This is a genomic window from Pseudomonas khavaziana, assembly GCF_019145205.1.
GTDB lineage: Bacteria > Pseudomonadota > Gammaproteobacteria > Pseudomonadales > Pseudomonadaceae > Aquipseudomonas > Aquipseudomonas khavaziana.
In genome coordinates this window covers 184699-206265 of sequence record NZ_JAHSTT010000004.1, presented here as the reverse complement: position 1 = coordinate 206265, position 21567 = coordinate 184699, and the positions used below count along the sequence as shown (strand labels likewise).

At 60.6% G+C, this 21567-nt stretch carries 17 protein-coding genes and 4 tRNA genes; 15 read left to right on the top strand and 6 right to left on the bottom strand.

The genetic code is table 11. The annotated features are described in order from the left end of the window. Positions 1-120: 120 nt before the first annotated feature. On the bottom strand, positions 121-1050 hold the full coding sequence (locus tag KVH01_RS12020) for a DNA/RNA non-specific endonuclease (RefSeq protein WP_217881598.1): 930 nt from the start codon (positions 1048-1050) through the stop codon (positions 121-123). 135 nt (positions 1051-1185) lie between these two features. On the opposite strand from KVH01_RS12020, the gene KVH01_RS12015 reads away from it, so the two are divergent. Continuing rightward, on the top strand, positions 1186-2247 hold the full coding sequence (locus tag KVH01_RS12015; protein ID WP_217881597.1) for a M4 family metallopeptidase: 1062 nt from the start codon (positions 1186-1188) through the stop codon (positions 2245-2247). A 28-nt stretch (positions 2248-2275) separates the two neighbouring features. After that, positions 2276-2581 (top strand): protealysin inhibitor emfourin, encoded by a 306-nt coding sequence (locus KVH01_RS12010; protein WP_043047520.1) that lies wholly within the window; start codon positions 2276-2278, stop codon positions 2579-2581. 50 nt (positions 2582-2631) lie between these two features. On the opposite strand, the gene KVH01_RS12005 is transcribed toward KVH01_RS12010, so the two are convergent. Then, on the bottom strand, positions 2632-4023 hold the full coding sequence (locus KVH01_RS12005) for an aldehyde dehydrogenase family protein (protein ID WP_217881596.1): 1392 nt from the start codon (positions 4021-4023) through the stop codon (positions 2632-2634). A gap of 103 nt (positions 4024-4126) precedes the next feature. Between KVH01_RS12005 and ptrR the strand changes: the two genes are divergently transcribed. Then, positions 4127-4999, top strand: a complete 873-nt coding sequence (gene ptrR / locus KVH01_RS12000) for a putrescine utilization regulator PtrR (protein WP_043047643.1) — start codon at positions 4127-4129, stop codon at positions 4997-4999. A 107-nt stretch (positions 5000-5106) separates the two neighbouring features. Here the strand turns inward: ptrR and KVH01_RS11995 are convergent, their stop codons facing one another. Both KVH01_RS11995 and KVH01_RS11990 read right to left on the bottom strand, forming a co-directional pair. After that, a complete protein-coding gene (locus tag KVH01_RS11995; RefSeq protein ID WP_043047518.1) occupies positions 5107-5316 on the bottom strand; it encodes a hypothetical protein in 210 nt (69 codons plus the stop codon). 98 nt (positions 5317-5414) lie between these two features. Next, positions 5415-6611: an amino acid aminotransferase gene (locus tag KVH01_RS11990; protein ID WP_043047517.1), complete on the bottom strand. Its 1197-nt coding sequence runs from the start codon at positions 6609-6611 to the stop codon at positions 5415-5417. Between the two features lie 343 nt (positions 6612-6954). Between KVH01_RS11990 and uvrB the strand changes: the two genes are divergently transcribed. From uvrB to KVH01_RS29835, 11 genes are all read left to right on the top strand, one after another. Then, on the top strand, positions 6955-8970 hold the full coding sequence (gene uvrB, locus KVH01_RS11985; protein WP_217881595.1) for an excinuclease ABC subunit UvrB: 2016 nt from the start codon (positions 6955-6957) through the stop codon (positions 8968-8970). 186 nt (positions 8971-9156) lie between these two features. Continuing rightward, on the top strand, positions 9157-10638 hold the full coding sequence (gene gltX / locus KVH01_RS11980) for a glutamate--tRNA ligase (RefSeq protein WP_217881594.1): 1482 nt from the start codon (positions 9157-9159) through the stop codon (positions 10636-10638). A 147-nt stretch (positions 10639-10785) separates the two neighbouring features. Continuing rightward, positions 10786-10861, top strand: a tRNA-Ala gene (locus KVH01_RS11975). Between the two features lie 78 nt (positions 10862-10939). Continuing rightward, positions 10940-11015 (top strand) — tRNA-Glu (locus KVH01_RS11970). A gap of 50 nt (positions 11016-11065) precedes the next feature. Further along, a tRNA-Ala gene (locus KVH01_RS11965) sits at positions 11066-11141 on the top strand. A gap of 78 nt (positions 11142-11219) precedes the next feature. After that, positions 11220-11295: transfer RNA gene (locus tag KVH01_RS11960), tRNA-Glu, on the top strand. A gap of 182 nt (positions 11296-11477) precedes the next feature. Beyond that, positions 11478-12017, top strand: coding sequence for a TetR/AcrR family transcriptional regulator (locus KVH01_RS11955; RefSeq protein ID WP_043051277.1), 540 nt, complete (start codon positions 11478-11480; stop codon positions 12015-12017). Positions 12018-12031: 14 nt separating this feature from the next. After that, complete coding sequence (locus KVH01_RS11950) at positions 12032-12862, top strand: alpha/beta hydrolase (RefSeq protein ID WP_217881774.1); 831 nt, start codon at positions 12032-12034, stop codon at positions 12860-12862. Between the two features lie 38 nt (positions 12863-12900). Further along, a complete protein-coding gene (locus KVH01_RS11945; protein WP_217881593.1) occupies positions 12901-13335 on the top strand; it encodes an acyl-CoA thioesterase in 435 nt (144 codons plus the stop codon). A 55-nt stretch (positions 13336-13390) separates the two neighbouring features. After that, a complete protein-coding gene (locus KVH01_RS11940; RefSeq protein ID WP_217881592.1) occupies positions 13391-14353 on the top strand; it encodes a tRNA dihydrouridine synthase in 963 nt (320 codons plus the stop codon). A 458-nt stretch (positions 14354-14811) separates the two neighbouring features. Continuing rightward, positions 14812-15759, top strand: coding sequence for a CsgG/HfaB family protein (locus KVH01_RS29835; RefSeq protein ID WP_225924161.1), 948 nt, complete (start codon positions 14812-14814; stop codon positions 15757-15759). A 3-nt stretch (positions 15760-15762) separates the two neighbouring features. Here the strand turns inward: KVH01_RS29835 and KVH01_RS11930 are convergent, their stop codons facing one another. Further along, positions 15763-19041: a sensor domain-containing protein gene (locus KVH01_RS11930; RefSeq protein ID WP_217881591.1), complete on the bottom strand. Its 3279-nt coding sequence runs from the start codon at positions 19039-19041 to the stop codon at positions 15763-15765. 66 nt (positions 19042-19107) lie between these two features. Then, positions 19108-19998: a LysR family transcriptional regulator gene (locus KVH01_RS11925; protein ID WP_217881590.1), complete on the bottom strand. Its 891-nt coding sequence runs from the start codon at positions 19996-19998 to the stop codon at positions 19108-19110. 140 nt (positions 19999-20138) lie between these two features. Between KVH01_RS11925 and leuC the strand changes: the two genes are divergently transcribed. Further along, entirely contained in the window at positions 20139-21557 is a 1419-nt protein-coding gene (gene leuC / locus KVH01_RS11920) for a 3-isopropylmalate dehydratase large subunit (RefSeq protein WP_046068941.1), read from the top strand. The last annotated feature ends 10 nt before the right edge of the window (positions 21558-21567 follow it).

Genomic DNA, 21567 nt, shown 5'->3' with positions numbered 1-21567 from the left:
GATCACGCCCTGTAGGAGCGAGCTTGCTCGCGAAGGTCGTCAACGATAACGCGGGCAGCCTGATGCTCCGCAGCGCTCTCAGGTGCTTCGCGAGCAAGCTCGTTCCTACAGAGGAATGGGTCAGAGTCGTATGTCTTGGGGCCCACGGATCAGCGCCTCGATGCGCGTGCCCGTGGCACGTTCTTCATTGCTGAACCCGTCATAGTCGGCCAGGTTGGCGAAGCGGATGCCGGTCAGTTGCTCGATCTGGATCACGCTGCGCTGGTAGGTGCGAAGCTGGCCGAACACCAGGTCGAGCTGCCCCAGCTCACGGCTTTGGTCGATCATGTAGGCGCTGGCGGAGGGTTTGCCGTCGTCGCTGAGGTAAGCCACGACTTTCCAGAATGCCTTGGGGATTTTCACCCCACGGTAAACCCGGTCGTCATCGGCGAATACCGGGCCGGTAAACACCGTGGCCCGGGCTTTCCAGCGCTGGGTATTGTCCAGGATGTAGTCTTCGAGTTCCAGCCAGGTCTTCTGGTTGAAACCACTCATTTGCGGCGAGCAGTTGGTGAAATGGAAGGTGTCGAAGTTGGCAGTGTTGGCCTCGTCGCCCCAGTTGGGGTCCTGGCGCCGCACCAGGTGGCCGCGGTCCAGGCCATTGCCGGCGTAGAGGTCTTCACCTACCTGCGCATCCAGGGGCAGGCGACCATCGTAGGCCCAAGTGTCGTTGCTGCGCGTGATGTCCACATGCTTTGAACCGTCGATATTCACCCCCACGTACAGCGCCAGTCGTCGGGAACGCGACATAGTGATGGAGAAATGCGTGTAGTCCAGGCGCTTGGGTTGCACGTCGCTCGACAGTGGCTCGCCGACCTTGGGCCATGGCACCACGAAGTCGTTAAGGAAGTCGTCGGCATAGCCAGCACGGTTTTTGAGGTCCTTGGCCGCGGTGACGCGCGGCGTCGCGGCTCTGGCTTCCAGCAGGGTGGGGCTGAGCGCGACCAATGGGCGCAGGTCGGCAAGCCTAGGGCGGTGGGAAAGGTCGATTTTGGCTGTGCGGGCGGGCATGGGCATGTTCCTTATGGGCCTCGGATAAACACCACTGCAACACAAACTCATGACAATTTGGCCCAGGTGGCGAACACAGGGCTATCCTGAAACCGCTACCCGGACGTTCATCACACGCCAAAAAGGAGCCAGCTTATGTGTGTTCGCCAGCCGCGCAACCCGATTTTCTGTCTGATCCCCCCGTACATGCTCGACCAGATCGCCCGCCACGGGGATAAAGCCCAGCGGGAAGTCGCATTACGCACTCGCGCCAAGGACAGCACGTTCCGCTCGTTGCGCATGGTCGCGGTACCCGCCAAGGGCCCAGCCCGCATGGCGTTGGCCATGGGCGCCGAGAAACAGCGCTCGATCTACAGCGCCGAAAACACCGACAGCCTGCCTGGCAAGCTGATCCGCGGCGAAGGGCAACCGGCCAGTGGCGATGCCGCGGTGGACGAAGCCTATGACGGCTTGGGCGCCACCTTCGATTTTTTTGACCAGGTGTTCGACCGCAACTCCATCGACGATGCCGGCATGGCCCTGGACGCTACGGTGCACTTCGGCCAGGACTATAACAACGCGTTCTGGAATTCGAGCCAGATGGTCTTCGGCGACGGTGACCAGCAACTGTTCAACCGCTTCACCGTGGCGCTCGACGTGATTGGCCATGAGTTGGCCCATGGCGTTACCGAGGATGAGGCCAAGCTGATGTACTTCAACCAGTCCGGCGCGTTGAACGAGTCGCTGTCCGACGTGTTCGGTTCACTGATCAAGCAGTATGCGTTGAAGCAAACCGCCCAGGAGGCTGATTGGCTGATTGGCAAAGGGCTGTTTACCAAAAAGATCAAGGGCACCGCCCTGCGCTCGATGAAAGCGCCAGGCACTGCGTTTGATGACAAGCTGCTGGGCAAGGACCCGCAGCCGGGTCACATGGATGATTTTGTACAGACATACGAGGACAATGGCGGGGTGCATATCAATTCCGGCATTCCCAACCACGCCTTCTATCAGGTGGCGACCAAGATCGGCGGGTTCGCCTGGGAGCGTGCAGGGCGCATCTGGTATGACGCACTGCGGGATGCGCGGCTGCGACCGAACTCGGGGTTCCTGCGTTTTGCGCGTATTACCTATGATGTGGCCGGGCGTCTTTACGGTGCGAACAAGGATGAACAGAAAGCGGTCAAGGAGGGGTGGAAAGCCGTGGGCATCAATGTTTGACCAGCCGCTTGGGCGGCGAGGAACAGCCATGCGAATCTCAATCAAGGAAAGCGGTGGGCCGGCGTTTTTTCCGGGGCTGGCCAAGCCGCGTACGGTAGAGCTGGAGAAGCTACCCGAGCCGGACCAGCAGGAATTGCGGCAACTGATCGAAGCTGCGGATTTTTTTCAGTTGCCACAAAGCACCGTGCCCGAAGCCGGTAACCCCGGCCGAGTGCACTACACCCTGACAGTGGTGGAGGGCGAGCGCGAGCACACGGTCTGTGTGCTCGCGCCGGTGAAGTCGCAGGCGCTGGAAGGGTTGGTGCAATGCGTGCGACGGCACATCCGCAGTTGATGCAGGACTGGGGTTTGTGCTGCGCAGCCAGCGCAGTCGCCCCTGTCTGGCTATTTGCGATCCAGCCACACTGTCTGCGCATTGCAGAACTCGCGTACGCCGAAGTGCGACAGCTCGCGGCCGAAGCCGCTTTTCTTCACGCCGCCAAACGCCACCCGAGGGTCCGACACGCTGAACGCGTTGACGAATATCCCGCCTGTGTCCAATTGGTCGGCAATATCGCGGGCCTTGGCTGAGTCGGTGGTGAAGATGCTGGCGGTGAGGCCAAACTCGCTGTCATTGGCCAGGGCCACGGCATGCTCGGCATCGCGGGCGGTGATGATCGACGCCACGGGGCCAAACAATTCCTGTTTGAACGAGGTCATCTGGTCGGTGACGTCGGCCAATACGGTCGGTTCATAGTAGTTGCCCGCGCCTGGGACTTTGTTGCCGCCCAGCAGCAGGGTCGCGCCTTCCTCCAGGGTCGCCTGGACCTGGCCGTGCAGTTCGTCGCGCAGGTCGAAGCGGGCCATGGGGCCGATATAGGTAGTGGTCGAGGTCGGCTCGCCCATCACCAGGGCACGGCTGGCTTCCAGGAATTTGGCGGTGAAGGCTTCAACCACACCGGCTTCGATGATCAGGCGCTTGGCGGCGGCGCAGACTTGGCCGCTGTTCTGGAAGCGGCCGATCACGGCGGCTTGCACGGCGGCGTCGAGGTCGGCGTCGTTGAGCACGATAAACGGGTCGGAGCCGCCCAGTTCCAGCACGCATTTCTTCAGCGCGGCCCCGGCCTGGGAACCGATGGCGATACCGGCGCGCACGCTGCCGGTGAGGGTCACGGCGGCGATGCGCGGGTCGGCAATGGCGCTGGACACGCCGTCCTGGGTCACGTTGATCACTTCGAACACGCCTTCAGCGAATCCGGCTGTGCGCAACGCTTGCTGGATCAGGTAGGCGCTGCCCATCACGTTCGGCGCGTGTTTGAGCACGTAGGTGTTGCCGGCAAGCAAGGTCGGCACGGCGCCGCGCAGCACCTGCCAGACCGGGAAGTTCCACGGCATCACCGCGAGGATCGGGCCCAGCGGGCGGTATTCGATCCGGGCGCTGCCGTTGTCCACCAGTGTCGGCTCCGGGGTGAGCATGGCCGGGCCGTGGGCGGCGTACCATTCGCTGAGTTGGGCGCATTTTTCGATCTCGGCGCGGGCCTGGGCGATGGGCTTGCCCATTTCCAGGGTGATCATTTGCGCCATGGCTTCGGCTTGCCCGCGCAAGGCGGCGGCCAGGGCCAGCAGCAATTCTGCGCGCTGGCTGACCGGCTGGCCGCGCCAAGTGCGGAACGCGCTGGCCGAACGGGTGAGGGCTGTGTCCAACTGTGCTGCGGTTTCATAGGCGTAGCTGGCGACTGTTTCGCCGTTGGCGGGGTTGATCGATATGGCGTGGGTCTGGTGGGTTATTGCGTTCATGGCACCGTCCGGCTGAATAAGTGGATTGGGGTCAGCGTACGGGGCTGTATCTTTTCTGGAAACTGAATAATATTAAGCAATACGTTCACGATTGGAGAATGAAGTGGATCTGGTGCAGCTGGAAATTTTCAAGGCCGTTGCCGAGCAAGGCAGCATCAGCGCTGCCGCGCAGCTGATTCATCGGGTGCCGTCAAACCTCACCACGCGCATCAAGCAGTTGGAACAGGACCTGGGCGTGGAGTTGTTTATCCGCGAGAAGAGCCGTTTGCGCCTGTCCCCGGCCGGTTGGAATTTCCTCGGTTATACGCGGCGTATTCTCGACCTGGTGCAAGAGGCCCGCGCTACGGTGGCGGGGGAGGAGCCCCAAGGTGCGTTCGCCCTGGGCTCCCTGGAGAGCACGGCGGCGGTGCGTATCCCCGCTTTGCTGGCGGCGTATAACCAGCAGTACACCAAGGTCGAGCTGGACCTGAGCACGGGGCCGTCAGGCACCATGATCGAAGGCGTGTTGTCCGGGCGGCTGACTGCGGCTTTCGTTGATGGACCGGTGCTGCATTCCACCCTGGAAGGCGTGGCGGTGTTCGAAGAGGAGATGGTGGTGATTGCGCCGCTGCATCACGCTCCGATCACCCGTGGGCAGGATGTAACTGGCGAAAACATCTATACGTTTCGCTCCAACTGTTCGTACCGGCACCACTTCGAGCGCTGGTTCTCACAGGATGGCGCGATGCCGGGCAAGATCTTCGAGATCGAGTCCTACCACGGCATGTTGGCATGTGTCAGCGCCGGGGCCGGGCTGGCGCTGATGCCGCGCAGCATGCTTGAGAGTATGCCGGGGTGTGCGGCGGTGAGTGTGTGGCCGCTCAGTGACACATTCCGCATCCTCAATACCTGGCTGATCTGGCGGCGGGGCACTGTGTCACAGAGCCTGAACAGTTTCGTAAAACTGCTGGAAGAACGCAATCTGCCAGCATCCTAGATCAAATGTGGGAGGGGGCTTGCTCCCGATAGCGGTGTGTCAGTCAGCTTATGCCCAGCTGACCCACTGCAATCGGGAGCAAGCCCCCTCCCACATTTTGTTCTTCATCAGCCGCCGAATTGGAAGGTGCCCATGGCCAATTTGGCCATGATCGCCGTCGCACCCAGTTGCACCAGCCACAACGCCAAACCACCGAGGAACACCCCCAGCGCCACTTGCAGCACCAGGCTCTTCTGGCGTTTGGCTTGCGGCGCACGTGGGGCGTAGTCGTGCAATTCGTCACGGTCGGCACGCAGGTCCAGGTCGTCGTTTCTCATAGGGCTCTCACAGCAAAGGGGCGGTCAAGGTTCAGTCTAGGGGCTGGACACAAAAAAGGGGAAGCCATGGCTTCCCCTTCTGTGCAACGCCAGCAGGTTTACAGCACCTGAACGATTGCTTGTGTGACCGCACCAATGTTCGACTGGTTCAGCGCCGCCACACAGATACGCCCGGTATCCAGTGCATAGATGCCAAACTCGGTGCGCAGGCGGGTGACTTGCTCAACGGTCAGGCCGGAGTAGGAGAACATCCCACGCTGGCGACCGACGAAGCTGAAATCATGACCTGGAGCCGCCTTGGCCAGCTCAGCCACCATCTGTTCGCGCATGCCGCGGATGCGCAAGCGCATTTCAGCCAGCTCGGCTTCCCACTGGGCACGCAGTTCAGGATTGTTCAGCACAGCTGCAACGATGGCCGCGCCGTGGGTCGGCGGGTTGGAGTAGTTGGTGCGGATCACACGCTTGACCTGGGACAGGATGCGCGCGCTTTCTTCCTTGGACTCGCTGACAATCGACAGCGCGCCCACGCGCTCGCCGTACAGGGAGAACGACTTGGAGAACGAGCTGGACACAAAGAACGTCAGGCCCGATTCAGCGAACAGACGTACGGCAGCGGCGTCTTCGTGGATGCCATCGCCGAAGCCCTGGTAGGCCATGTCGAGGAACGGCACCAGGTTCTTGGCCTTGACCACCTCCAGCACGTTTTGCCAGTCGGCCGGGCTCAGGTCGACGCCGGTCGGGTTATGGCAGCAGGCGTGCAGCACCACGATGGACTGTGGCGGCAGGGCGTTGAGGTCTTCGAGCAGGCCGGCACGGTTGACGTCGTGGGTGGCAGCGTCGTAGTAGCGGTAGGTTTGCACCGGGAAACCGGCTTTTTCGAACAGCGCCTGGTGGTTTTCCCAGCTCGGGTCGCTGATGGCGACCACGGCATTGGGCAGCAATTGCTTGAGGAAGTCGGCGCCGATTTTCAACGCACCAGTGCCGCCTACCGCTTGGGCGGTGATCACGCGGCCAGCGCTGAGCAGGGGGGATTCAGCGCCAAACAACAGCTTTTGCACCGCCTGGTCGTAGGCCACGATGCCGTCGATCGGCAAGTAGCCTCGGGCGGCGTGTTGCGCCACGCGAATGGCTTCCGCTTCGGCAACGGCACGCAAGAGTGGAATTTTCCCCTCCTCGTTGCAGTAAACGCCCACGCCAAGGTTGACCTTGGTGGTTCGTGTGTCGGCGTTGAATGCTTCGTTGAGGCCCAGGATTGGATCGCGTGGTGCCATTTCGACAGCGGAAAACAGGCTCATTTTTGCGGCAGCTCTATGGGGGAAGGGAGGGACGTGTCGCGCTCCAGCCGAATGCACTAGAGCGGTGCACAAACGGGGAGCTAGTATAGAGGCCATCACCGCTTAGGGCGACAACCGAAACGGCTTTTCGGCCATGTTTTTCGGTTTATTTGTTGACCGTTAGTCTTATTGCAACATTGAAGGCAAAGGTCATGTAGGACGATAGCCTTGAAACCCATCACATTCGTCTCCACTTCTACAGCTATCATGGTTTTTTCCTGCAACCTGCGATGATTAATCGCGGGTTGCTGAGCTATTTCGTCCCTGGCGGTGTTGAGTCTGGGGTGACTACACGAGGTACGTTATGTCGGATTTCCAGCTCGTCACCCGTTTTGAACCCGCCGGCGATCAACCGGAAGCCATTCGCCTGATGGTCGAAGGCATTGAGGCCGGTCTGTCCCATCAGACGCTGCTTGGGGTGACCGGTTCAGGCAAGACCTTCAGCATCGCCAACGTCATCGCCCAGATCAACCGCCCGACCCTGGTGCTGGCGCCGAACAAGACCTTGGCCGCGCAGCTGTATGGCGAATTCAAGGCGTTCTTCCCGAACAACGCGGTGGAGTACTTCGTTTCCTACTACGACTACTACCAGCCCGAAGCCTACGTGCCGTCCTCCGATACCTTTATCGAGAAGGATGCATCGATCAACGACCATATCGAGCAAATGCGGCTGTCGGCAACCAAGGCTTTGCTGGAGCGCAAGGACGCGATCATCGTCACCACGGTGTCGTGCATCTACGGCCTGGGCAGCCCGGAAACCTATCTGAAGATGGTGCTGCACGTCGACCGTGGCGACAAACTCGACCAGCGCGAACTGCTGCGGCGCCTGGCGAGCCTGCAGTACACCCGCAATGACATGGACTTCGCCCGCGCCACCTTCCGGGTGCGCGGCGATGTGATCGACATCTACCCGGCGGAATCCGACCTGGAAGCGATTCGCATCGAGCTGTTCGACGATGAAGTCGAAAGCCTGTCGGCCTTCGATCCGTTGACCGGCGAAGTGATCCGCAAGTTGCCACGCTTCACTTTCTATCCGAAAAGCCACTATGTGACCCCGCGGGAAACCCTGATGGGCGCCATCGAGGGTATCAAGGTCGAGTTGGCAGAGCGCCTGGAATACCTGCGTTCCAACAACAAGCTGGTGGAAGCCCAGCGCCTGGAGCAGCGCACCCGCTTTGACCTGGAGATGATCCTGGAGCTGGGCTACTGCAACGGCATCGAAAACTACTCGCGCTACCTTTCGGGTCGCGAGTCCGGTGCGCCGCCGCCAACCCTCTACGATTACCTGCCGCCGGACGCCTTGCTGGTGATCGACGAGTCCCACGTCAGCGTGCCGCAGGTGGGCGCCATGTATAAGGGCGACCGTTCGCGTAAAGAGACCCTGGTGGAATACGGTTTCCGCCTGCCGTCGGCACTGGACAACCGACCGATGCGCTTCGATGAATGGGAGGCCATCAGCCCGCAGACCATCTTTGTGTCCGCCACGCCCGGTAACTATGAGGCCGAGCATGCCGGCCGCGTCATCGAGCAGCTGGTGCGTCCGACTGGCCTGGTGGACCCGGAAATCGAAATTCGCCCGGCGCTGACCCAGGTCGATGACTTGCTTTCGGAGATCAACATGCGTGTCGCCCTGGAGGAGCGCGTATTGGTCACCACCCTGACCAAGCGTATGTCCGAAGACTTGACCGACTACCTGGCCGACCATGGCGTGCGCGTGCGCTACCTGCACTCGGATATCGATACCGTGGAGCGTGTGGAAATCATCCGCGACCTGCGCCTGGGTACCTTCGATGTGCTGGTGGGGATCAACCTGCTGCGCGAAGGCCTGGACATGCCGGAAGTGTCGCTGGTGGCGATTCTGGATGCGGACAAGGAGGGCTTCCTGCGCTCCGAACGCTCGCTGATCCAGACCATCGGCCGGGCGGCGCGGAACCTCAATGGCCGGGCGATTCTCTACGCGGACCGCATCACCGGCTCCATGGAGCGGGCGATTGGCGAGACCCAGCGGCGTCGCGACAAGCAGATCGCGTTCAACCTGGAAAACGGCATCATCCCCAAAGGCGTGTTCAAGGACGTTGCCGACATCATGGAAGGCGCCACCGTGCCCGGCTCGCGCAGCAAGAAGCGCAAGGGCATGGCCAAGGCCGCCGAGGAAAGCGCCAAGTACGAGAATGAACTGCGCTCGCCGAGTGAGATCACCAAGCGCATCCGCCAGTTGGAAGAGAAGATGTACCAGTTGGCCCGGGATCTTGAGTTTGAAGCGGCGGCGCAGACGCGGGATGAGATTGGCAAGTTGCGCGAGCGGTTGCTGACGGTCTGATTTGCGCTGGCTTTACTGGCCTCATCGGGGGCAAGCCCCCTCCCACACTGTTATGTTTGAACTCGGTCAAATGTGGGAGGGGGCTTGCCCCCGATTGCCGCGCCGCGGTTTTCCAGAAATCCCCCAGGCTGTTACCATTCGCCCCTTGCTTCAATTTTCAGTTTTATCGCCCATTCGAGACCTGCCATGACCACCGTCCGCACGCGCATTGCGCCATCGCCTACTGGGGATCCCCACGTCGGTACTGCCTACATCGCCTTGTTCAACTACTGCTTTGCCAAGCAGCATGGCGGTGAGTTCATCCTGCGGATCGAAGACACCGACCAACTGCGCTCCACCCGTGAGTCCGAGCAGCAGATTTTCGACGCCCTGCGCTGGTTGGGCATTACCTGGGCCGAAGGCCCGGACGTCGGCGGCCCTCACGGCCCGTACCGCCAGAGCGAGCGCAGCGAGATCTACAAGCAGTACACCCAGCAACTGGTCGACATGGGTCATGCCTTCCCGTGCTTTTGCACCGCCGAAGAGCTGGACCAGATGCGCGCCGAGCAACAGGCCCGTGGCGAAACCCCACGCTACGATGGCCGTGCCTTGCTGCTGTCCAAGGAAGAAGTGGCCGCACGCCTGGCGGCTGGCGAACCTCACGTGATCCGCATGAAAGTGCCGAGCGAGGGCGTGTGCGTGGTTCCGGACATGCTGCGCGGCGACGTCGAGATCCCGTGGGATCGCATGGACATGCAGGTGCTGATGAAGACCGACGGCCTGCCGACGTACTTCCTGGCCAACGTGGTCGACGATCACTTGATGGGCATCACCCACGTACTGCGCGGCGAAGAGTGGCTGCCCTCGGCGCCGAAGCTGATCCTGCTCTACGAGTACTTTGGCTGGGAACAACCGCAGCTGTGCTACATGCCGCTGCTGCGTAACCCGGACAAAAGCAAGCTGTCCAAGCGCAAGAACCCGACGTCGGTAACCTTCTATGAGCGCATGGGCTTTATGCCTGAGGCGATGCTCAACTACCTGGGGCGCATGGGCTGGTCGATGCCGGACGAGCGTGAGAAGTTCTCGCTGCAGGAAATGGTCGATAACTTCGACCTGTCCCGCGTGTCCCTGGGCGGGCCGATCTTCGATATCGAGAAGCTGTCGTGGCTCAATGGCCAGTGGCTGCGTGACCTGCCGGTGGAAGAGTTTGCCAGCCGTGTGCAGCAGTGGGCATTGAACCCTGAGTACATGATGAAGATCGCGCCATTGGTGCAGGGCAGGGTAGAGACCTTCAGCCAGGTCGCACCGTTGGCCAGTTTCTTCTTCGCCGGGGGCGTGAACCCGGATGCCAAGCTGTTTGAGTCGAAGAAGCTTTCGGCTGACCAGGTTCGCCAACTGATGCAGTTGATCCTGTGGAAGCTCGAAAGCCTGCGCCAGTGGGAGAAGGACGCGATCACTGCGACGATCCAGGCGGTGGTGGAATCCCTGGAGCTGAAACTGCGCGACGCCATGCCGCTGATGTTTGCCGCGATCACCGGGCAGGCCAGTTCGGTGTCGGTGCTCGATGCGATGGAAATCCTTGGGCCGGACCTGACCCGTTTCCGTCTGCGCCAAGCCCTTGATTTGCTTGGTGGTGTGTCGAAGAAAGAAAACAAGGAATGGGAAAAACTGCTGGGCGCCATCGCGTAATCAGGCCGTTGCAGTGACAAAACCCCGGTTTTCCGGGGTTTTGTCGGTAAGTGATTGTTATCCCGGCAAAAAATTTTGGAAAATGTTGAAAATAAATTTGACACCTTTCCAAACCGCCATTAAGATTCGCCCCGTCCTCACCGATGAGGGGCTATAGCTCAGCTGGGAGAGCGCTTGCATGGCATGCAAGAGGTCAACGGTTCGATCCCGTTTAGCTCCACCAATCTACAGGTTCAAGGTCTGGCCACACCGTCCTTGAATCGATCAGGTCTCAGCCCTGATCAGTTGTACAGAAGGTTTTGTCCCCTTCGTCTAGTGGCCTAGGACACCGCCCTTTCACGGCGGTAACAGGGGTTCGAGTCCCCTAGGGGACGCCAGTTTCAACAAGCAGCTCGCAAGGTCTGCTGCGCCGCGAGGCGAAAAATCCGGGGCTATAGCTCAGCTGGGAGAGCGCTTGCATGGCATGCAAGAGGTCAACGGTTCGATCCCGTTTAGCTCCACCAATTTACAGGTTCAAGGTTTGGCCACACCGGCCTTGAATCGATCAGGACTCAGCCCTGATCAATGTACAGAAGGTTTGTGTCCCCTTCGTCTAGTGGCCTAGGACACCGCCCTTTCACGGCGGTAACAGGGGTTCGAGTCCCCTAGGGGACGCCACGATTACCCGCTCTGCGGGATTTTTAAGGGTCATTCAATTATTGAATGGCCCTTTTGTTTGTCTGGCGTTTGGCCAATCCTCTCCCTGATCCCATTCCTGTGTACTGACCAATGGTCATGCCGGTCGCTTGCCAAATATTATTATGGTAATAATATTCAACCCATGAGAGACGGAGGCAAGTATGAGCGATAAAAAAGCCCAGACCCGCGAGCGTATTTTGCAGGCTGCCAGCGCAGCGTTGATCCAGCGCGGCCCGGCTGAGCCGAGCGTGGGCGAAGTCATGGGTGCGGCGGGACTGACGGTCGGTGGTTTCTATGCGCACTTTGAAAGCAAGGACGCCTTGATGCTCGAGGCGTTCACTCAGCTGTTGGCCAAGCGTCGTGCGTCCATTGACGACATTGATTCGCAACTGACCGGTGAAGAGCGCAGGGCGCTGGTGGCGGCGTTTTATCTGTCGCGCAAGCACCGCGACTCCACCACCCAGGCCTGCCCGATTCCGGCGACGGTGGGCGAGATGAGCCGCCTGCCCGATGAATTCCGCCAGGCCTTGAGTGAGCACTGTGAACTGATGGCTGCGCAGCTGGCCGCCAGCCCTGAGGATACTGACAAAGCCCTGGCGGATATGGCGCTGATGATCGGCGGCCTGGCTTTGGCCCGTGCCCTTGGCCCGGGTGAGTTGTCTGACCGTGTGCTGCGCGCGGCCAAGTCGGCCGTACGCTAGAAGAGGGCTGGATGATGGCCACGTTAACCTGGCTTCGTCGCTTCAACGGCACCCTGGGGCATCTGGCGCCGCAAACCGTGGCCAACAGGATGCGACGTGTGTTCATGACGCCGCGTGACCTGCCGCCACGAGCCTGGGAGCTGCCGCTGTTGGCGCAGTCGGAGCGCATTACTCTGCGCTTTGGCTTATCCGCCCTGCGCTGGGGCCAGGGCCCTGCGGTGTTGTTGATGCACGGCTGGGAAGGCCGGCCCACGCAGTTCGCCAGCTTGATCACTGCGTTGGTGGACAACGGTTATTCAGTGATTGCCCTCGATGGTCCCGCCCATGGCCGTTCACCGGGGCGTGAAGCCCATGTGTTGCTGTTTGCCCGCGCTATGCTCGAGGCCGCTGCCGAGTTGCCGCCGCTGCACGCGGTAATCGGCCATTCCATGGGCGGCGCCAGTGCGATGCTGGCGGTGCAACTGGGGCTGCGTACCGAGGCGTTGGTGAGTATTGCCGCACCCTCGCGTTTTCTGGATGTGTTGCGCGGTTTCACCCACATGGTCGGTTTGCCGGCGCGGGCGCGGGCGGCGTTCATCCAGGAGGTGGAATTGACGTTCGGCATGCCGCTCAAGCACCTGGATGTGGCTCACTACCAGATGAATATCCCCGGCCTGATCGTGCATGCCGAAGACGACACCTTCGTGCCGGTCAAGGCGTCGCAAGCCATCCATGAGGCGTGGTTCGACAGCCGTCTGTTGCGTCTGGAGGCCGGCGGGCATCAGAAAGTGCTGGCCGACCCAAGGGTGATCGATGCGGTACTCGTGCTGTTAGCTGGCCGCCTACAGGAACGGCAAATCGCCTGATACACTGCCCCGCCGACATTAATCGACTGGAGCAAGGCATGGGCTGGGACCTGGCAACGCCGTTTATCATCGATCTGCAGGTCGCGCCTGAGGACATCGACGGCCTCGGGCACGCCAATAACGCGGTGTACGTGGCCTGGCTGGAGCGTTGTGCCTGGCGCCATTCCCAGCGCCTGGGGCTGGACCTCACCGAATACCGGCGCCTGGATCGTGCCATGGCCGTGGTGCGCCACGAGATCGATTACCTGGCGGCCGGCTATGAAGGCGATGAGTTGCAACTGGCCACCTGGATCGTTGATTGGGACCAGCGCCTGAAAATGACCCGTCGTTTCCAGCTGGTACGCCCCCGTGATGGCGCGACCCTGCTGCGTGCGCAAACCACCTTTGTGTGCATCGAGCTGTCCAGCGGCAAGCCCAAGCGTATGCCCGCCGAGTTTATTGAAGGTTATGGCCCCGCCCTGACCGGGGGTTAACGGTTGCCGCAGGAAACCCAGTAAACTGCGCCACGATTTTTGTTGAGTGTTTTCCATGCAAATTGCCTTGGCGCCCATGGAGGGGTTGGTCGACAACATCCTGCGGGACGTGCTGACCCGCGTGGGCGGTATTGACTGGTGCGTGACCGAGTTCATCCGCGTCAACGACCGCCTGCTCACCCCTGCCTATTTCCATAAGCTCGCTCCGGAGCTGTTGCACGGTGCCCACACGGCGGCAGGTGTGCCGCTGCGTGTACAACTGCTCGGCTCCGACCCGGTATGCCTGGCGGAAAATGCCGCACTGGCCTGCGAGTTGGGTTCGCAAGTCATCGACTTGAACTTCGGTTGCCCGGCCAAGACCGTGAACAAATCCCGTGGTGGTGCGGTGCTGCTCAAGGAGCCGGAACTGCTCAACCAGATTGTCGAGCACGTGCGCCGCGCCGTGCCTGCCCACATTCCGGTCACCGCCAAGATGCGCCTGGGCTTCGACAGCCCGGACGGCGCGCTGGTGTGCGCCACGGCCCTGGCCGAGGGCGGTGCTGCGCATATCGTGGTGCACGCGCGCACCAAGGCCGATGGCTACAAGCCGCCGGCCCATTGGGAGTGGATCCCGCGGGTGCAGGAAGTGGTCAAGGTGCCGGTGTTCGCCAATGGCGATATCTGGAGCGTCGAAGACTGGAAGCGTTGTCGCGAAATCAGTGGTGCCGAAGACATCATGCTCGGCCGTGGCCTGGTGGCTCGCCCTGACCTGGCACGGCAGATCGTAGCCGCGAAGGCGGGCGAAGACGTGGTCGAAATGACCTGGGCGCAGATGCAGCCGATGCTGCAGGAATTCTGGCGTCAATCGGTGGCACAACTGACTGAAAAGCAGGCGCCCGGACGCTTGAAACAATGGCTGGCGATGCTGACACGCAATTACCCGGAGGCGGTGGAACTGTTCACGGCCCTGCGGCGTGAGACGCACTTGGAGCAGGTCGGTCGCCTGTTGGGCATGCAGCAGCCAGCCCCGTCGGATTGAACCGTCAAGTAATTTTTATATTGAACTGATAAGGCTCCATTGGAGCCTTTTCTTTCGCGTGCGCGAAATACCATAAAAAGCTCAGCTTGAAGTTGCTTGAATATTATCGGCTATTTGCCGATCAGTCGTTTATTAACGTATGTAAGGACCAAGATTAGCCGGCAGCAGCTTGGCGCAAGGGCTCATGGAAACAGGCAGGGAGGAGCGCCCTCGAGTGCGTGCGGGTGTCGTTATATAAGAAACAATTTCGGGAACTCGATAGGCGCATTCCCCACGAATAGATGGACTGGGTGACGCTGTTGTTTCCAGTTCATAAAAGTCAAATCAATACCCGCACTGAATCAGGGGCGGACGAGCGTCCCGAGGCTGTGTATGAGCGGGGTTGTTTAAAATTTTAAGAAAAGCAGGCACCTTCGGCGAAGTCTGTATTCGTGGGATGCCTGTGTGTGGAGAAGTATATGTCTATTCATTCAATTAACAATTTTGCGCGTATTGTAGATTTCAATAAGTTCGGTGATCTGGGTGAAGCGAGTAATAAGTTAAGCCCAACGCTGTGGTCTGGCAGTGAGAGTGTTAAACGCGATGTAAGTGTACCTGTCAGCACGGTGTCGGAAAGCAAAACCGAAAATGATAAGTTGCCGGAAGTTCTTACTGCGTTGCGTTCGATTTCTTCTCAGTTACAGGAGTTGATATCTGAGGGAAGAGATAGACGGGCCCGGGTACGTCCTGATGCACCTGCTCCTTCCGTAAAAGTTACCCCGCAGGTGACGCCAGAACCTGTCGCCCCCAAACCAGGTGCTGCACTGGAAATCCAGGGGCTTTCCAGCAAGCGAAATGGCGCCAAGCCTGACAACATCTGGAGCGGGTTTCGCCAGGGCCCCGATGGCAACTGTGTGACGGTATCGGCCATCAAGGCGGCGATGTATCGATTTGGTCAGAGCCCCACGGATATTTTCAAGGAAGTGACCAAAACCAGTGGCGGCTACCAGGTGGTCATGCGGGATGACTTCCAGCTCACCCTGACCGACCGTGAGCTCGCCGAAGGGGCGAGAGCTGCGCGGTTTGTCGGCGCCGATAAGGGGATGCTCAAGGATGCGCAGTTCTTGTTTGCGGTTAGTGCCAAGCGTGCGCAGATGGAAAACAATGACCGTACGGCGGGACGAAGCTTCCAGGCGGCGATCCGCAGTTTGAATAATGGCGAGGACGAGACCGGGCCGGGTGAAGGGTTCATGCGGCTGGGGTTGAAGAAGCATATGAAAAAGGTTTCTGTACGCGACCTTGCCAATGGGCAACTGGGTATGTGTAACCGGGCCATGCATTCGGTGGCGGTCATCAATGGCCGCGAAGAATTATGGGGGCGCCAAGGTTCGGCCCCTACGCGAGGTCAGGCCGTAGCGCTGATCTGATCGCTACTCCAGCAGCCGCCTGAACCCCTCTATCGGTAACGGCCGGCTGTGCAAATAACCCTGGAATAAATGGCAGCCCAACTGCTGCAGGAACGCCAGTTGTTCCGGGGTTTCCACGCCCTCGGCAATCACCTCCAGGTTCAAGCTGCGCGCCATGGCCACAATGGCGCGGATGATTTCCGCATCATTCGGGTCGTGGGTGGCATCGCGTACGAACGACTGATCGATTTTCAATGCATCCACCGGCAGGCGCTTGAGGTAGGTCAGGGAAGAATAGCCGGTGCCGAAATCATCCATCGCGAAGCTCACGCCTAGCTTTTTCAGGCGGCGCATCTTCGCCACGGTATCGTCAAGGTTCTGGATGACAATGCCTTCGGTGATCTCCAGTTTCAGCAGGCTGAAGGGCAGTTGGTGCTGTTTGAGGCTGCGTTCCACCCGTTCCACGAAATCATTCTGGCGAAACTGCCGCGGGCTGATGTTCACGCACAGGCTGAAATTGAGCGGGTCCACCAGGCCGTCGGCAATCAATTGTGCGAAGGCGCCGCAGGCTTCATCGAGAATCCAGGTGCCGACTTCCAGGATCAGGCCGCTGTCTTCCAATACCTTGATAAATTCCGTTGGCGACTGCGCGCCCAGTTGCGGATGCTGCCAGCGCACCAGGGCCTCGGCGCCGATAATCCTGTTGCCGCGTGCGTCTACTTGCGGTTGGTAATGCACGCTGAACTCACCGCGTGACAAGGCCAGGCGCAGGTCGGTCTCCATACGCAGGCGCTCGCTGGCGGTTTTCTGCATGCTGTTGTGGAACATCTGCGTGGTATTGCGCCCTGAGTCCTTGGCGCGGTACAGGGCGATGTCAGCGCGCTTGAGCAGGTCGGCCGGTGTGCTGCCATGGTCGGGAATCAGCGCCACGCCGATGCTGGGCGTGACCTGCAGCCGATGGCCGTCGAGGAACATCGGTTCCGAAAGCAACTCGCGCAGGGTGTCGGCCAATGCTTGCACCTGGCTGCTGACGGCCTGACGCGAACCCTCCAGGCCGCTGAGCAGCACCACAAATTCATCGCCGCCCAGGCGTGCCACGGTGTCCTCCATGCGCACGCTGGCTTCCAGGCGGGCGGTGACGATCTTCAATACGGTGTCACCCACCGGATGGCCGAGGGAGTCGTTGATGTGCTTGAAGTGGTCGAGGTCAAGAAACAGCAGGGCGCCGCGCAAGTTGTGGCGCTTGAGCAGGGCGATCTGCTGGCTCAGGCGATCCATCAGCAGCGCACGGTTGGGCAGGTTGGTGAGGGGGTCGTGGTAGGCCAGGTGACGGATCTGCGCCTGGGCGTTTTTCAACAGGCTGACATCCCGTGCGGTCAGCAGCAGGCATGGGGTTTCATTCAAGGTGATCGGTTCAACCGAAACCTCCACCGCCAACACCTCGCCACGTTTGTTGTGCCAGAGCATTTCCAGATGATGAATGCGACCTTTGATCTGCAGTTCGGCCAGCAGGGCGGCGCGCTGGTTTTCATCGGCCCAGATGCCGATCTGGTAGAGGGTCAGGCCGATCACTTCCTCGGTGCGGTAACCGGTCAGGCGGCAAAAACCATCATTGACCTCCACATAACGGCCGCTGTCGCGTTCGGTGATGGAAATTGCGTCGGGGCTGGAGTGGAATGCCTTGGCGAATTTCTCTTCACTGGCCTTGAGTGCGGCTTCCGAGCGTTGCTGCTGGGTGATATCGCGCAGCGTGGTGACGATGCACGACTGGTCGCTGACCTTGATCAAGCGGCTGGAAATCACGCAGGTCAGGCTTTGGCCATCCTTGTGATGCACTACGACGGCTACGTTGCTCAGGGCCTGTTCGCGAATCACCTGCTCGATGCGTTGCAGACGCTTGCTGGACTCGTCCCACAGGCCGATCTGTTCGGCGCTTTTGTCGATCACTTCGGCGGCGGTAAAGCCGAAGGTCTGGGTGAACGCGGGGTTGATCTCGATAAAGGCGCCGCTGTCCAGGTCGGTCACGCAGATCGGGTCGGGGCTGGCCTGGAACAAGCTGGCGAATTTTTCTTCGGAGGCTGTGAGCCGTTGCTCGCGCTCGACCTGGTCGGTGATATCCAGCAACGTGCCGGCCATGCGCAAGGGGTGGCCGGACTCGTCGCGATACAGGCGGGCACGGCTTTCCAGGTAGCGTGGGCTGCCGTCCTCCATCAGCACGCGATAGGTCAACTGATAGTTGCCACCCGGACCTTCGCGCAAGCTGCGGTAGGCGTTGCGCATGCCCTCGCGGTCTTCATCGGACATGCCTTCGAAAAACGCATCGAAGGATTCGTGGAACGGTGCGGGGTCCAGGCCGTGCAGTTGGGCGGCACGGGCCGAGCCGTAAAGCATGCCGCTGGGTATGTGCCAGTCCCAGGTGCCCAGCTGTGCCGAGTCCAGGGCCAGGTCCAGGCGTTCCTGGCTGTCCTTGAGCGCTTGTTCGGCATTTTTGCGCTCTGTGGTGTCGAGGAACGTGCTGATCAGGTAGGCCTCGCCGTCCAGCTCGACCTTCTGGGCGCTGAGCGTGCCGTCGTGGATCTGGCCGTTGCTGGCGCAGAACTGCACCTCCATGGTCATGGGCTCGCCCTTGCGCTGGGTGGCCTTGACCAGCAGTGCGCGTTGTTCAGGGTCGCGCCACAAGCCCAGCTCCAGGGTGGTACGGCCAATGGCGTCGGCCACCGGCCAGCCGAACAGCATTTCGAAGTACTGGTTGGCCTCGCTGATCAAACCGTCGGCCTGGCGCGTCAGCAGCACCATGTTCGGGCACAGGTGGAACAGCGTGGCGAAGCGCTTTTCTGAATGACTGAGCGCGTATTCGCGTTCGCGCTGGTGAGTGATCTCACGAATCACTCCGATCATGCGGCGGCGACCTGCTTTGTCTGGCGCCAGGCTGCCGCTGATCTCCAGCCAGTGCAGGCTGCCATCGGGCCACTGGATGCGGTGGTGCATGGCGCGCTCGAATGGCTCCCCGGCGAGTACCGCGTGAAAACCGCGTATCACGCGGGTTCGGTCTTCCGGTGCGAGCAGATCGAGATAGTCGAGGTCCTTGGGCAGCGGCTGGCGAGGATCAAAGCCAAATAACGCCTGGGTGCCCCGTGACCAACTGATTTTTCCCGTATCGATTTCCCAGCACCAGGCACCCAGCCGGGCGGCATTGAGGGCCGCCAGCAATTGCGGGGCGCTGTCCCAGCTTTGCTCCGCCGCTTGAGGGTCCAGGGCGTAGATGCGGGGGAGGGGGGGCATCGGGTCGACGGGATTGCGCATTGTCAAAGGGCCTTGGCTCGTTGGGAAAACAGCGCGGTAGTAGTTAGAACCCGGGGCCGCACGGTGTCATGCCGGTAACCCTGGCAGATCAACCTGTGCATCCAATAGGCTCATGAAGGCCCGCGCAGCGTTCGACAGCGTCCTTTCGGTGTGCACGATATAGCCTAGCTGGCGACTGAGCTGTATGCCCGGCAAAGCGATACTTGCCACCTGGTCATCGAGCATGGTGCGCGGCAACACGCTCCAGGCCAGGCCGATGGAGACCATCATCTTGATGGTTTCCAGGTAATTGGTGCTCATGGCGATATTCGGCGCAAGGCCTTGGGCCTCGAACAACCGGCTGACAATGTGGTGGGTGAAGGTATTGCCCCCGGGGAACACCGCCGGGTGCGCGGCGATATCGGCCAGGCTGATGGAGCCGTTGCTGATCAGGCTGTGTTCGGGTGCCACCACGAAATCCAGCGGGTCATCCCAGATCGGCGTGGCGCGCACCAGGTTGTGCGGTTCGGGCGCCAGGGTAATCACTGCCACTTCGGCACGACCGTGGAGGATCTCTTCGTAGGCCACTTCCGAATCCAGAAACTGAATATCCAATGCCACGTTCGGGTATTGCCGCGTGAAGGTGCGCAGGATCGGCGGCAGACGGTGCAGGCCTATATGGTGGCTGGTGGCCAGAGTGAGTCGCCCGCTGACTTCGCCGGTGAGGTTGGTCAGGGCGCGACGGGTGTCGTCCAGCACATTGAGGATCTGATAGGCGCGAGGCAGCAAGGCTCGCCCGGCTTCGGTCAAACCCACTTCACGGCCCAGGCGATCGAACAGACGCACCTTCAGTTGTTGTTCCAGGCCAGCGATACGTTTGCTGATGGCCGGTTGGGTCAGGTGCAGGCGTTCGCCGGCACCCGAGAAACTGCCGGTTTCAGCGATGGCAATAAAGGCGTTGAGGTTGGCCAGGTCCATGGTGCTATTCCAGTTGGTAATCCAAAGCATAAAAAATATGAATTTGAGTTATTTAATGTAGCGCCATACCATCAGCCTCACAAGCCAAAGGGTTATTGAAAAGCCCGGCGTATAGAAGCACCGCTGATGAGGACCGACTGATGGCCGGCAAAACGCTTTACGACAAGCTTTGGGATTCCCATGAAGTGAAACGTCGCGATGATGGATCGTCGCTGATCTATATCGACCGTCACATCATCCATGAAGTGACCTCGCCCCAAGCGTTTGAAGGCCTGCGACTGGCCGGGCGCAAGCCCTGGCGCGTCGACTCGATCATCGCCACCCCGGATCACAACGTGCCGACCACGCCTGAGCGCAAGGGCGGTATTGAAGCCATCGCCGACCAGGTCTCGCGCTTGCAGGTACAGACCCTCGACGACTACTGTGACGAATATGGCATCACCGAATTCAAGATGAATGATGTGCGTCAAGGCATCGTCCACGTCATCGGCCCGGAGCAGGGTGCGACCTTGCCGGGCATGACCGTGGTCTGCGGCGACTCCCACACCTCCACCCACGGTGCATTCGGCGCCCTGGCCCATGGCATCGGCACTTCCGAGGTGGAGCATGTGTTCGCCACCCAGTGCCTGGTGGCCAAGAAGATGAAGAACATGCTGGTGCGCGTCGAAGGCACCTTGCCGTTTGGCGTGACCGCCAAGGACATCGTGCTCGCCGTGATCGGCAAGATCGGCACCGCAGGTGGCAACGGCCATGCCATCGAGTTTGCCGGCAGCGCGATTCGCGACCTGTCCATCGAAGGCCGCATGACCATCTGCAACATGTCCATCGAAGCCGGTGCGCGCGTGGGCATGGTGGCGGCGGACGAGAAAACCGTCGAGTACGTCAAAGGCCGACCATTTGCCCCGCAGGGTGCTGACTGGGACGCCGCCGTCGAAGCCTGGAAAGACCTGGTCTCCGACGCCGATGCAGTGTTCGACACCGTGGTCGAACTCGATGCCGCGCAGATCAAGCCGCAAGTCAGTTGGGGCACCTCGCCGGAAATGGTCCTGGCGGTTGACCAGAACGTGCCGGACCCGGCGAAAGAGGCTGACCTGGTCAAGCGTGGCTCCATCGAGCGCGCCTTGAAGTACATGGGCTTGAAAGCCAACCAGGCGATCACCGACATTCAGTTGGATCGCGTATTCATTGGTTCCTGCACCAACTCGCGGATCGAAGACCTGCGCGCCGCGGCAGTGATCGCCAAGGGGCGCAAGGTTGCCTCGACCATCAAGCAAGCCATCGTGGTGCCAGGTTCCGGTCTGGTCAAAGCCCAGGCCGAAGCTGAAGGCCTGGACAAGATCTTCCTCGAGGCCGGTTTTGAGTGGCGCGAGCCGGGCTGCTCGATGTGCCTGGCGATGAACCCCGACCGCCTGGAGTCGGGCGAGCATTGCGCGTCCACTTCCAACCGTAACTTTGAAGGGCGTCAGGGCGCCGGTGGCCGTACCCACCTGGTCAGCCCGGCCATGGCTGCCGCGGCGGCCGTCAACGGTCGTTTCATCGACGTTCGCGAATTGATCTGAGGAATACCCG

Coding starts and splice junctions, on each gene's coding strand:
- KVH01_RS11930 (WP_217881591.1), bottom strand. CDS start 19,041: ATGCGCAATCCCGTCGACCCGATGCCCCCCCTCCCCCGCATCTACGCC.
- KVH01_RS11990 (WP_043047517.1), bottom strand. CDS start 6,611: ATGAGCCTGTTTTCCGCTGTCGAAATGGCACCACGCGATCCAATCCTG.
- KVH01_RS11950 (WP_217881774.1), top strand. CDS start 12,032: ATGGCCACGTTAACCTGGCTTCGTCGCTTCAACGGCACCCTGGGGCAT.
- KVH01_RS11955 (WP_043051277.1), top strand. CDS start 11,478: ATGAGCGATAAAAAAGCCCAGACCCGCGAGCGTATTTTGCAGGCTGCC.
- KVH01_RS12020 (WP_217881598.1), bottom strand. CDS start 1,050: ATGCCCGCCCGCACAGCCAAAATCGACCTTTCCCACCGCCCTAGGCTT.
- KVH01_RS11940 (WP_217881592.1), top strand. CDS start 13,391: ATGCAAATTGCCTTGGCGCCCATGGAGGGGTTGGTCGACAACATCCTG.
- KVH01_RS11995 (WP_043047518.1), bottom strand. CDS start 5,316: ATGAGAAACGACGACCTGGACCTGCGTGCCGACCGTGACGAATTGCAC.
- gltX (WP_217881594.1), top strand. CDS start 9,157: ATGACCACCGTCCGCACGCGCATTGCGCCATCGCCTACTGGGGATCCC.
- KVH01_RS12005 (WP_217881596.1), bottom strand. CDS start 4,023: ATGAACGCAATAACCCACCAGACCCACGCCATATCGATCAACCCCGCC.
- KVH01_RS29835 (WP_225924161.1), top strand. CDS start 14,812: ATGTCTATTCATTCAATTAACAATTTTGCGCGTATTGTAGATTTCAAT.
- KVH01_RS11925 (WP_217881590.1), bottom strand. CDS start 19,998: ATGGACCTGGCCAACCTCAACGCCTTTATTGCCATCGCTGAAACCGGC.
- uvrB (WP_217881595.1), top strand. CDS start 6,955: ATGTCGGATTTCCAGCTCGTCACCCGTTTTGAACCCGCCGGCGATCAA.
- leuC (WP_046068941.1), top strand. CDS start 20,139: ATGGCCGGCAAAACGCTTTACGACAAGCTTTGGGATTCCCATGAAGTG.
- KVH01_RS11945 (WP_217881593.1), top strand. CDS start 12,901: ATGGGCTGGGACCTGGCAACGCCGTTTATCATCGATCTGCAGGTCGCG.
- KVH01_RS12010 (WP_043047520.1), top strand. CDS start 2,276: ATGCGAATCTCAATCAAGGAAAGCGGTGGGCCGGCGTTTTTTCCGGGG.
- KVH01_RS12015 (WP_217881597.1), top strand. CDS start 1,186: ATGTGTGTTCGCCAGCCGCGCAACCCGATTTTCTGTCTGATCCCCCCG.